Annotated in this window: 8 protein-coding genes; 1 reads left to right on the plus strand and 7 read right to left on the minus strand. The window is 48.8% G+C overall.

Translation table 11 applies throughout. The features are described 5' to 3' along the window. Window positions 1–32: 32 nt before the first annotated feature. Window positions 33–992, minus strand: coding sequence for a glycosyltransferase family 2 protein (locus AC4GL5_RS08725; protein WP_490382391.1), 960 nt, complete (start codon window positions 990–992; stop codon window positions 33–35). Window positions 993–1,482: 490 nt separating this feature from the next. Between AC4GL5_RS08725 and AC4GL5_RS08730 the strand changes: the two genes are divergently transcribed. Next, window positions 1,483–2,640 (plus strand): glycosyltransferase family 2 protein, encoded by a 1,158-nt coding sequence (locus tag AC4GL5_RS08730; protein ID WP_490382392.1) that lies wholly within the window; start codon window positions 1,483–1,485, stop codon window positions 2,638–2,640. A gap of 237 nt (window positions 2,641–2,877) precedes the next feature. Here AC4GL5_RS08730 and AC4GL5_RS08735 read toward each other — a convergent pair whose 3' ends face one another. The 6 genes from AC4GL5_RS08735 to AC4GL5_RS08760 form a co-directional block, all read right to left on the minus strand. Then, window positions 2,878–3,330: an REP-associated tyrosine transposase gene (locus tag AC4GL5_RS08735; protein ID WP_490382393.1), complete on the minus strand. Its 453-nt coding sequence runs from the start codon at window positions 3,328–3,330 to the stop codon at window positions 2,878–2,880. Between the two features lie 244 nt (window positions 3,331–3,574). After that, window positions 3,575–4,513: a glycosyltransferase family 2 protein gene (locus AC4GL5_RS08740; protein ID WP_490382394.1), complete on the minus strand. Its 939-nt coding sequence runs from the start codon at window positions 4,511–4,513 to the stop codon at window positions 3,575–3,577. Between the two features lies 1 nt (window position 4,514). Further along, on the minus strand, window positions 4,515–4,871 hold the full coding sequence (locus tag AC4GL5_RS08745) for an EamA family transporter (RefSeq protein WP_490382395.1): 357 nt from the start codon (window positions 4,869–4,871) through the stop codon (window positions 4,515–4,517). After that, window positions 4,868–5,563 (minus strand): class I SAM-dependent methyltransferase, encoded by a 696-nt coding sequence (locus AC4GL5_RS08750; protein WP_490382396.1) that lies wholly within the window; start codon window positions 5,561–5,563, stop codon window positions 4,868–4,870. The genes AC4GL5_RS08745 and AC4GL5_RS08750 overlap by 4 nt, the downstream gene beginning before the upstream one ends. Next, window positions 5,560–7,260 carry a hypothetical protein gene (locus AC4GL5_RS08755; protein WP_490382397.1) on the minus strand — a complete coding sequence of 567 codons (1,701 nt, stop codon included), beginning with the start codon at window positions 7,258–7,260 and terminating at the stop codon, window positions 5,560–5,562. Before AC4GL5_RS08755 ends, AC4GL5_RS08750 begins: the two co-directional genes overlap by 4 nt. Window positions 7,261–8,453: 1,193 nt before the next feature. Continuing rightward, window positions 8,454–12,230 (minus strand): beta strand repeat-containing protein, encoded by a 3,777-nt coding sequence (locus tag AC4GL5_RS08760; RefSeq protein ID WP_490382398.1) that lies wholly within the window; start codon window positions 12,228–12,230, stop codon window positions 8,454–8,456. Window positions 12,231–12,687 lie beyond the last annotated feature (457 nt).

Here is a 12,687-nt window from a genome sequence, read left to right on the forward strand (position 1 = left end):
TTAATTAGTATTAGTATAATGATATAAAATTATTACACTTTATTAAAAATAGAAGAAAAAATTAATCCTAGATTACCCAGGAAAGTCTGACGGTAAAAACCGCAACGTTTTATTAAAACCAAACGCGAAATCAATTTTTTCTGTCGTGCTTCAATAAGGTTATCGATTATTTGCCGATTTTCAGGTGCGAGTCTGTGATCAATAGCACGCAGAGCAGCAATATGTTGATCATTCCAGGCTTTAAACTGGCCTTGCCAAAGCATTAATATACGTTTACAACGAGCAGCAAAGGAAGAGTTCATACCAATTAAGTTGTGCTGATGCTGGCGATAACGTATAGAGGGATGAGGATCATAATGCACCAAACCTCCACAGCCAGTAATTACAATATAAGCCCACCAGTCATGGATAGTAATCGGTACGTTTTCACCGGCCTCAACTAATAATGCACGCGCTGCATTATTAAAAACCATCGTATTACCGCTACCAATATTTTGCATCAATGCATTAGCAAAGCCGGTTTTTTTACTAAATAAAGGAGAAAGACCTATTTCAGAGTTTTCAGTATTAACCAAGCGAGAGCGGGAGCAATACAACGCAGGTATATCAGCAGGTACCGATTGAAGAAAACGGAGCGCACGTTCCAGTTTGTCCGCATCCCAGACATCGTCCTGATCAGAGTAAGCATAGTAATCCGCGACGATGTCTGTATTACAGGTCAAAGAAAGAAAGTTAGCAGCAAAGCCCTTGGCCGGGCCGGAAAGAATTTCCAGCGACTGATCAGGCCACCTTTGCTGACGTTCTCTCAGAATTTGTAAGGTGGTGTCCGTTGAACCATCGTCTGATGCATAGGCATGCCAATTGGAGTGAGTTTGTGCTGAAAAAGAGTCAAGCTGTTCGTTAACAAAGTGCTGACCATTATAGGTACACATTAAAATAGCTACTTTTGGGCAGGAAGCGCTCGGGTCTTTTTTGGCGATGTTCTCAGACATTTTTAAAAAACCTGCATAGCAAAATTTAAGTCAACACATAAACCAGGCAGCTAACAGACAGGAGCCGTCCTAACAAAAATAAGCCGTAGACACCAAAAAGGATTGCGGACAAGAGTAGCCAAACCAGCACAGCCGGATTGTAGCAAAATGACCTGAGATTAAAAAGTGATGCGCGTAGGCGCAACTTCGGTTGTGCTTCGTTACACCCTCAACCAGCCCTTGCGCATACGCTAAACTTTTTCTGCTTTGCTCAGCAAAATCTGAGACAATATCGACCCGTTTTGCTGAGCAGATCCAGCCTTTCCGCTTATCACAGAGACATAGAAAGTTATCACAGAGACATAAAAAGCTATCACAAGGCCACAGAAAGCCGAAACCCAGCATAAAACGGAGCCAAAGGGCCCGCCAAGGGATAAAAGGTTTTCTGCGGTTGATAAACACATTAAAATAATCAATAAATACAGTACGTTAGCATGGATAGGAGTTGATGGTGTCAACCGATGCAAAGCTTGTTTCAATCTTAATCAGAACCTTTAACCGCCCTGTCACTCTTGCTAAAGCGGTAGATTCAGCATTACAGCAAACCCATCGCCCGTTAGAAGTTATTATCGTTAATGATGGTGGTGAAGCACCCGACCCTGAATTAGAAAGCCTGGCGAACGAGCATCAGGTTCAGCTTAATGTGGTTAATCTAGAGGTTAATCAAGGACGCTCTAACGCTGCTAATGTGGCTTTAAAAGAGGCTCAGGGCGAAGCACTATTATTTTTAGATGACGATGACTGGATAGATCCAAATCATGTCTCTAAATTGCTTCCGGTATTACAGGCTAACGCTGAACTTATTGCCGTGTATTCAGACACCGCTTGCGTATTTTCAGAAGCTAAACCAGAGATACTGAAAGTTTTTGATTATGAGTTCGACTCGCAGCGGCTGGTATATGAAAGCTATTTACCTATTCACTCCGTCCTGTTTAAAAATAATGAATTAAGCCAGGCCTGCCAGTTTGATATCCGGTTAGATATGTATGAAGACTGGAATTTTTGGGTACAACTGACCGCTAAAGGCCAAATGCAACGCGTACCCGGTGTAACGGCCTGGTATAGTGCACAGTTAAGCGGCATGGGCATAGGTCTTGAATCCCAAGATTACAGCGCAGAATTGGCTAAATTTTTCAGACTAACAACTCCTTTTTATACTGACAAACAAATTAATGCATTACTTTTTATATGCTGGAATTTTTTTGGTCTTGAACAATCTAAAAAGCACACCGAAGGGTTATTATCGGAGCTGCAGTTAGAGTTAGCCAGTAGCCGCCAGCGCGAACAGCAGCAACGGGAACAACAGGAACAACAGCTACGGGTTAATAACCAACAACGTGAACAAGAACACACCATTATAAAAGAAGAGTTAGACGCTTTAAGAAAAAGTCTGACGGATATTACACTGCTTCTAAAAGAAAAAAAGGGCATGGCCGCCTTGTATGAGAAAGCTGGCCAAATACTTTCCAGGGTTCCATTATTAGTAAAAATAAAACGCAAAACCTTTACATTCTTTAGTTTATTGGCGAGCGGTAACTTACAAGGCATCTTAGTACATTTATTTAAAAACATAAAAAATGTTTTTAAAAGAATCAAAATAATAAAATAAGGAATATTTTATTAGGCACGCTCAAATGTAGGCAGGGTTTAGCCCGTCAGGATTGTCGCCCTAAAGGACGACCTACAGGAAAGGTAGATGTAGGTCGGGCGGATTACCACCTGAAGAACGACCTACAGCAAGGTAGATGTAGGTCGGGCTTTAGTCCGACAGGATTATCGCCCTGAAAGACGACCTACAGGAAAGGTAGATGTAGGTCGGGCTTTAGCCCGACATGTGATGTCCGTTTTATAAAAAATCCGAGTTCCAGTAAGGGTAATTTTTTACTGATTGGGTAAGCATCTTTCTTAACGGGTTTGCAACAATGTACCGGGCAATCTCCTTTCGGTTGTCTTCAAGCCGTAACGCCACATCATAAAATGATGGTTGCCATACTTTACCGCTTTTGCCTTTGTATCTGTTCATGGCATAAGCACTGATTCCCTTAAGCTTGCCAACCACTGAAGACAGATCTGTACCCGAACCTTCCAGACGTAACAAGCCATGAAAATGATCTGGCATCAACACCCAGGTAAACCAACGGCATCTACAAGCCTGTTCATTCAACGCAATTTGCTGACAAAAAATCCTGGCTAAATCAAAATCATCGAATAAAACTTGGCGTTTAAAGGTCGTAAACGTAATAAAATACTCACCACCACACTGTGAAAACCGACCTTTTCTTAAATCATTCCATGACATAACCCATCCATCCATTTTTTTATTTAAAGACAACTATAGAAGTTGTCGCCCTAAAGAGCGACCTACAACAAGGTAGATGTAGGTCGCGGCTTTAGCCCGACGCCGATCCATCGATAATCGCCAGGTCCGGCGTTTAACGTTGCCTATGTTGTCGCCCTAAAGGGCGACCTACATTGATTATCAACAAACCCCAACCCGGCATTGAACGCTGCCCAGGTTGACGCTCTAAAGGGCAAGCAGATACCTATTGCGCGTCCTCTTCCCGGCCAACCAGATACAAAGGCCGTTTTTTAACCTCTTCATAGATACGGGCGATATAAAGCCCGATAATCCCCAGACTGATTAACAATAAGCTACCTATCATCAGCAACAGTAAAATAACCGTGGTGAACCCGGTTACCGCAGCCCCCGTTGCCCAAAGCCAAAGCGTTTGCGCACCAACAAAAAAACTGACCATCAGCATCAACAAACCCATCAAGGTTATCAGATACAGGGGGGCTGAGGAAAAAGCGGTCAGATTACGAACCGAGTAGCGTAAAAGATTCCATCCGCCCCAGGAAGAATCACCCGCCTGCCGGGCAGGCACCTCAAAGGGCAGCTCAACACTCGGAAAGCCGGTCCAATGCACAAGGCCACGAAAAAAACGAATACGCTCCGGCAAGGCTAAAAGGCTCTGCACCACCCTGCGATCCATCAGCTTATAATCACTCTGATTTTCCAGAGACAGGCCACCGATCATCTGCATCCCCTTATAGAAGCTACCGCTGGCCCACCGATAAGCCACAGACTCCTCTCCCCGATGGACTTTTACCGCCGCCACAATAGCAGCGCCTTTCTGCCAGTGCTGCAGCATTTGCGGTATTAACGCCAAAGGGTGCTGCAGATCTGTGTCCAGCACAATAACCGCATCACCGGGGTAGCGCTCCAGTCCTGCCTGAATAGCAGACTCCTTGCCGAAATTGCGGCTTAGCTGACAAAGGGTTAAACGAAAGTTCTCCGCAGAATACGCCAGCACCCGCAAAGCCGTATCATCCGATGAGCCATCGTCCACAACCACCACACGAAAGCGGAACATCTCCGGCAACGTCGCCAGCGTCTGATCCAACTGTTGCAGAAAATAACCGATGCCCTCAGCCTCATTCAGCGCTGGGCAGATCAGGGTAATATCAGATCCTGTAGCCAATTTATTTTCCTCCCGTCACCAGCAAAGCGACCCCTGCTAACACCACAACAACTCCAAGCCAGCCCTGAAGTGTCAGCGGCTCACCAAACAGAAAAATAGCCAGCAAGCTGGTCAGCACAAACTGGAAAGCCACAAAAACCGGCACCGCAACCACAAACGCGGACAGGGATAAAATACGCACCGTTAACAGAAACGCGACCCCATAACAGAGCAAACCAGCCAACAGATAGGCCAGATGCCACGCCCCAACGGACAGGGTTCCTTCCTGATAGCGAATACCGCCCCCAGCCAATTTCAGCAGTGCCAAAGCCCCTGTGTTACAACTGGCGGCCAGTAAGATCCACAACAAAGCGCTCATACCTCTGCCTGCTCCTCAATGGCAACAAAGTCCCCCCCGGCTCTGATAATACGGGCATTAGGGCCCAATAACGCCCTTAGTTGATACTCATAGGGAAAAAAGTGAATATGCAGATCAAAGGTATAACGGTATTCCCGCTGGCAGGGCAGCACAATAATCAGGCGTTTGCGACAGACCCGGCGTATCTCAGACAAAGCCTGATCAATATCCCGCACATGCTCTAACGTATGGGCGCAGATCACCGTATCAAAACAGTTATCATCAAATGCCAGCTGGGTAACATCCGCCTGACAGAAGGTCAGCTGTGTGCTTTCAGGCTGGCTGCGGGGCGGCACAATATCGCCCCCCGTTACCTGAAAGCCCTTATCCGCCAGCTGGCGGCTTAACCAGCCACTGCCACAGGCAACATCCAGAACCGTGTCACCGGTTACCTGATCCAGCACCGCCTGCACCGAGGCGCGGTTAAGATCCGTATCCCGCTGAATAAAGGTATCCGCCAACAGGCGGTAATAGTCCTGAATCTGTGCTTCCGTCAGTTCCGGCAGACGCTCTTTAAAGCTCAGGTAATAGTGATATTTTGGCCCCAGTGCCAAACGAAACAGAGGCGCCATCAGCCAACGGCTATCCCTAAGTACAGGCGGCAAAGCCTGGTCAAGCAGCCAGTGAATCATTAACGTCAGATTTCGGTTCATAGTGGCTGACCAGCCCCTTTATGAAGTTTGAATAAAACGATTTCAGGTTCAGAAAACCACCAGGCATCCCCCTGATGCACAAACCAGTGATAGGTTTCCTCCGGCAGAGGCCGCACCAGCCGCTGATCAAACTGCATCGCTGGAATCATCAGCCCCCGCTCAGGAAAATAAACACCGCCAGCGCCAGAAAAACCCTGTCGGGTTGGCGTGATCTGCCAGTGCAAACGTCCACCGGAATAGAACGTCAGCGGCTGCACAACCTGAATCGGCTCTGTCGGCTCAGGCCAGGGCTGGCAAGTCTGCGCCAGTGTTTTTCTGTCAACCCATTCAGACGGCACCGGCTTGTCTGCCACTAACAAAGGGACAACCGGCAAGCGGTCCCCCGGCTGAGCCAGCAGCTCCCGGCAGTTAGGTGTAAAACGCAAGGTGCGCCCCTCAAACACCTGATAGCCGCTCATTAGCCCCGCCAGTTTAAAGTAGGGCGGTACACCAATAACAACCCCCTCATCTTTTGCCCCATGCTGCGGCTTGTCAACAGCCTGCCACTGATCAACACCCTGTAACGTATCAACACGCGTTAAGAGCGCCTGCACCTGCTGGCGTTCAAGCTTTTCACTATCCGGAAAGACCGGCGACCATAACCCCGGCATAAACAACGCCGCCAGTACACATACGCCTGCGCCAAAAACCAATCGGTGCCGAACAGAACCCGGCTTGCGCCCCATTGATTTAAAACAGATTGGTTTAAAACAGGCCTGTGTAAAAAAGGCCCGTTTAAACAAGATTTCCGTGCCCAACTTAAAAAACACCAGAGCCAACCCGATATGAAACGGATACATCAGACGATCCCCGTGGTACTCCGGCATTCTGAAACCATGGGGGGCCGCCAACATAGGTACTAACAGCAGGCCCGCAAGCAAGGCATAGGACAGAAAACGGCGCGGTGCCCACAGCAAAGCGATAAAAGACAGTAACAACAAACCCCAGTGATGGGTTGTATACCAGAGGGCAAAATGCTGCCATTGATCGAAAGAGATCATCCCCAGATCGGTCAACAAGCCTACCCCTTGTCGCCCCCCGGCAGAAAACCCCAACAGGTACCCCTGCCAACAAAGCACCAGCAGCAGCGCGGTAATCGGTATCAACGCCAGCGCCCGACAGCGGTACACCACCGCCCACACCAGACAAACGCCCACCACCGGCCAATAGATCTCTTTACTGGCAAAGGCTAAAAACAGCAGCAGACCACCAGCCATAAGGCGCCAACGACCAGGCCGCAGGCTCTTTCTATCCGGCAATAAAAAGTACAGCGACCAAACCGCCAGCGCGCCACCCAACAGGTAGTGCAATGTGTAGTTGCGCAGCAGTAAAGTCGACAGGCTTTGAGTGGCGATAACCGCCAACAGAAACAGCCAGAGACCCGGCTGCGACCCATTCTGGCGCACGCCCGACAAACGACTCACCAGCGCCACCCCACCCCATAGCGTCATCGTCAGCAACAGCGCCTGAGTGATAAAAAAAGCCAAAGGCGATACCCCCGCCAGCCATAGAACAGACTGATACAGAAAAGGTACCAGAGGGGTAAAGTGTGCAACAGACAACAACTGATAGGTCTCAGGGTCTGTCATATAAAGCCAGAAAGGGTGCCAGCTGGCCAGCTGCATCAGATGCGCATCATCGGCGGAGAAACTCAGCATAAACGGGGGTCAAAGTCCTGTTCCATAGGTATCGGTCAGTTTTTAGCACGCCGGAAGTCTATCAATAAAGACCCCGCTTGGCGATTGATCGCCACCCACATTGTCGCCCTAAAGGGCGACCTACCTTTATCTGCCTCAAGCATTGTAGGTCGGGCTTTAGCCCGTCAAAAATCTATCCATAAACGCTGACCCGGTATTTAACACCACCCACATTGTCGCCCTAAAGGGCGACCTACCTTTATCTGCCTCAAGCATTGTAGGTCGGGCTTTAGCCCGTCAAAAATCTATCCATAAACGCTGACCCGGTATTTAACACCACCCACATTGTCGCCCTAAAGGGCGACCTACCTTTATCTGCCTCAAGCATTGTAGGTCGGGCTTTAGCCCGTCAAAAATCTATCCATAAACGCTGACCCGGTATTTAACACCACCCACATTGTCGCCCTAAAGGGCGACCTACCTTCTATGATCTGCCTCAACCACTGCAGGCCGGGCTTTAGCCCGTCAAAGATCTATCCATAAACGCTGACCCGGCACTTAACCCCACCCGCATTGTTGCCCTAAAAGGCGACCTACCTTCTATGATCTGCCTCAACCACTGTAGGTCGGGCTTTAGCCCGTCAAAGATCTATCCATAAACGCTGACCCGGCATTTAACAACACCTCACATTGTCGCCCTGAAGGGCGACCTACCTTCTATTATCTGCCTCAACCATTGTAGGTCGGGCTTTAGCCCGTCAAAGATCTATCCATAAACGCTGACCCGGCATTTAACAACACCTCACATTGTCGCCCTAAAGGGCGACCTACCTTCTATGATCTGCCCTGCCAATGTAGGCCGGGCTTTAGCCCGTCAAAAATCTATCCATAAACGCTGACCCGGCATTTGACACCACCCACATTGTCGCCCTAAAGGGCGACCTACCTTCTATGATCTGCCTCAACCACTGTAGGTCGGGCTTTAGCCCGTCAAAGGTCTATCCATAAACGCTGACCCAGCATTTAACCCCACCCACATTGTCGCTCTAATGGGCGACCTACCTTCTATGATCTGCCCTGCCAATGTAGGTCGGGCTTTAGCCCGTCAAAGATCTATCCATAAACGCAAAAAACCCCGCTCTCAAAGAGAGCGGGGTTTATTGGATAAGTCCGGGGCGAAGCCCCGAACCCTGTCCTGTCACTAACTAACCGGATTAAACCAGGTTAGCAGCTACCAGACCATCCAGGTAAGAATCACCGGAAGCATTCTCACCAAAGTCGAAGGTACCGATCAGTTTCACGTCAGCAGCATCGGTAGAAGTACCAGAGCTGGTTACGTGGAACGCTTTATAAGCGCCTTCGTTGTTAGCATTCGCACCCTGTGCATTGTCATGCACCAGGATTACGTAGTTGCTGGTAGAACCTGCAGTACCTGCAGTCAGAGCCAGATCCAGTTCACCGAAGTAGTCAGTACCACCTGCTTCAGTGCCGTTGATCATCGCTTTAACGTTAGCAGCAGTCAGGCTTTCGAAGGTCACTGCAGAATCTGCAATTTCCATAGCCGTGCCATCGTTGAACTCAAGAACAGTAACAGAGTTATCTGTCAGAGTATCAGCGTTGGTTGCCAGTACCGTTTTAGCGATAGGCGCTTTAGTGGTTGCGTTAACGCTGGTCAGGTAAGAGCTGAAGTCCAGCAGATCTGCACCGTTAGCCTTAGTAGGCGCACCAGTGGTGAAGTTAACGATAGAGTTTTCACCCAGGTTGTAACCTGTGATTTCAACAGTATCGTTGCTCAGCGCACCCGTACCCAGTGTCAGAACGTCCTGACCTGATGCCAGGTTAACCACGTTATCGCTTTCAGCACCGCTTGCAGCACCCGCGTAGTCAGTCTGTACCAGTGTGTTAGTACCGGCACCAGTACCTGTTACAACGATCTGAGCAACGTCACCTGCAGCACCAGCTTGCTGGCCATTATAAGTTACTGTTACCACATTGCCTGCAGCCGACGCAGCCTCATTAGCACCTGCAACATCAATCTGACCAGCAACAGCAGTCGCCAGTGCAGCACCAGAGATGTCAGAACCTGTACCATTGGTATAAGTAACGGAACCACCAGAAAGAGCTGCAGAGGTAAAGATCAGAGTCTGACCATTAGCAACGGTTACGTTAGACAGATCCAAAGTCTGAACTTCATCAGCGCCGTTCACTGAACCAGTAGCCGGTGCACCAATAGTACCACTAGCAGGAGTTTGGTTTACAGCCGTGATATCAGCAATGTTCTTAGATAGAACAGACTGAGTAATCACCAGCGTTGAAGTTGCACCAGACTGAGTAGCAGTATAGGTAGCACCATTCACAGCAGCTGGAGCAAGGTTACCAGCGATATCTGCAGCAAGGGCCGCACCAGTTAAACCGCCACCAGAGCCGTTAGTGTAAACTACTGGATTACCATCAATCGTAAAGGTTAAGGTTTCACCATTCGCAACACTTACAGCCGCTAGATCAAAGTTCTGAACTTCAAAAGCACCCGCAGTAGTAGTTGCAACCGTTGTAGTGGTGTTGCTACCTGTGCTCTTAGTACCAAAGTCAGAAGCGTACAGAGTTTCTGCGTTGTTAACAGCAGTCTGAACATCACCAATAGCAGTCGTGTTAGCGGCTACTTTATAAGCGGTATCCGCTTTAGTCAGATCATCTGTTGCCAGCATCAGCTGACCTGCATCTTCACGCAGGGCTTTAGCCGCAGCAGTTTCTGCCGCGTTGTATGCAACAGGCTCGATGATGTTGATCGTCAGCTCGTTAGTCGCCAGCAGACCATCGATCAGAGATTCGATTGCCAGTGCGTGGCCTTCGTTCTCTACTGCGTGCAGCAGTTTGTTCAGTACTGGATCAGAGTTAACGGCTTTCTTAACAGCTTGGTTAATCTGCTCTGTAGTCGTACGGTAGTCAGTTGACGCAATTTCAATAAAGTCAGACTCGAAGCCTTTAAAGCTAACCTGAACCTGTGCTTTGAAGAAGTTGTAAGTCTGAGCAACAGCGTTAGCACCGCTGGTCAGCGCGTCATCGCTGTTAGAAACGATGTCACGGTTGTTAGCCAGAGTGGTGATATCAGTGGTTGCATCGTTAAATACGAACACACCACGGTCGCCTGCGTTGTCTACACGTACAACGTCGTTACCAGCACCCGCGTCGATATCAACCGCGCCAGCACCAGTGGTCATGATCCAGTCGTTACCTGCACCGGCATCAATCTTAACGTTGTCCAGCAGCTGCTGGTTGATTACCCAACCTGTAGCACCTGTTTCCTGAACAGCAACAGCTTTGTTAGACGTCAGGCCTTTAGTCGCCATCAGAGTGATAACGTCGTCACCCGCACCGGAGTTAACGTCAACCTGAACGTCAACCGATTCCAGAATGTCAGTATCGATCGCCAGGTTCAGTACGTCGTTACCTGAAGTCAGATCGTAATCAACCGTCGCCTGAGAGTCGTCAGCGGTGTAGATACCGGTGTCGTCATGCTCAAAACGGCCCAGGATGTTGTCGCTTACAAAGCTGTTGATCGCAACGCTTTCAGCAGCGCCTGCAGCCAGTTCCTGTACGTCTACCAGACCACCTTTAGAGAAGTCCTGGTCAACCAGATCAACAACATGGCTTGCTGCGTTTTTCTGAGTACCCACGCGGAAGTAGCTGTCAGAACCGGTTTGCAGTTCGATACGCTCCAGGTGGTTAGTCGCTGCTTTAGAAGTCAGAGTGGTCAGCCAAACACCGTTGTTTGCTGTTACTTTGATCTCTTCAACGCCTTTGTCAGATGCAGACTGACCCGCCAGGTTTACAGATGCACCCTGTGAACCGTAACCCACATTGTCAGCATCCAGGTTAGTCGTGATCAGTTTGGTTACTGTAGTTGGCGGAACGTTGTCCAGCTGTGCGTACAGGGTATAACCAGGATCAGGAATAACACCCGCTTTGTTCACGAAACCTTGTGGTGTCAGAGTTGCGCCACCAGCGTCAGTCAGAACGATCTGAGTACCGGAAACTTCGTTACCAGACTGGTTAGTTACGGTGAACAGGTTGCCTTTCTCTACTGTGAAACCAGACAGTTTCGCGTAAGCAGCAGCATCTGCAGGTGTTACACCGTCAGAGTTCAGTGTAGGAACATTTACACCGTTACCCAGCTCAGCAACACGATCTTTAATCGCAGCGAACAACTCATCATAAGTTTTTGCCTGATAGATAGCGTCAGACTGAACAATGATCTGAGAACCGTCCAGGCTGAATGCAAACGTATCTACAGGAACACGTTCCAGTGGATCTTTGCCGTCTTGTTCAGCACGCAGGTCCAACAGTTCCAGGAAGATCTGAGAGCCAGAGCTTTCAGCTGCCTGACGATCGATAATTGGAGACAGGAACAGACCGTTGTACTGGTCAGTTTCACCGATCTGGTTTTCCAGTTCAAACGTGAAGTCGGCAGAGATTTTGCTCTGACCGGCATCAATCTGAGCTTTACCGATGTTGTTTACGGTTTCACCAGTATCAGCACCATCGTCATGGTCCTGGTTAATCTCACCGTCATTGAAAACAACCGTCAGGCCATCATCTACTTTATCAGCCACAACCGCTTTCAGCTCAGCCAGGTTAGTAGAACCACCGGTGTAAGACACAGCCGCATCAACTTTAGCGTTGAATGCAGAGTTAGCAGTAACCAGCTGTTTGCCAACAAAATCTACAACCGCTTCTGCACGGCTAGTGCCTGCTTCCAGCGCGTTGAACAGAGCTGTAACGTCATCCTGTGAAGCCGTGCCGCCAGCGTTTGCTTTTACTTCCAGCGCGTATTCAGCGTTGGTTTTGCCAGCGCCAAGCAGGTTTGCACCTTCCAGGAATGCAGCCAGTTCGTCCTGAGTGTTGTATGCAGCCAGATCAGCCGCGAAACCACCAGGTGCAGCACCCAGTGCCGCCACAGTTACCTGTGAGATTTGAGCTTTAGTTAAAGCCATTTGTAAAACTCCTTGATCAAGGATTGGTTTAGTTTTGGTTTTAAATTCGAGGGCATCGTGCCCGTCGAAGATAAAGTGTTTGCTCTTGCGAGCAACCCGACAGCCTGATGAGCTACCGGGCTTTGGGATCAGCGCTTACCGGATTTCGCTACCGCGATTAAGGTCAGTAAGCATCTGTTCCCATTGTTCTGTTGTTAAGGTATCAGCTCTTGTTTGGCGTGCTTGTGATGGTGGTCACATGAGCGATACGTTTATATTTTGTTCAGGCTTACAGTCTGTTTTGTTCACGCTAAAGGCCTGTTCTGCTTGCGCTAAAGGCAAGCGTTGTTCAGCCAAGGGCTTAGTCAGCACCATTAACGAAGACGTATTAGCCTGCTGCTTTCTATGTATCAACCTATGTATCAACAACGTCTGACGTGATTCGGCTTTTACGCTATTGATTAAAAAAACCTGCCCG

The organism is Oceanospirillum sp., from assembly GCF_982874595.1.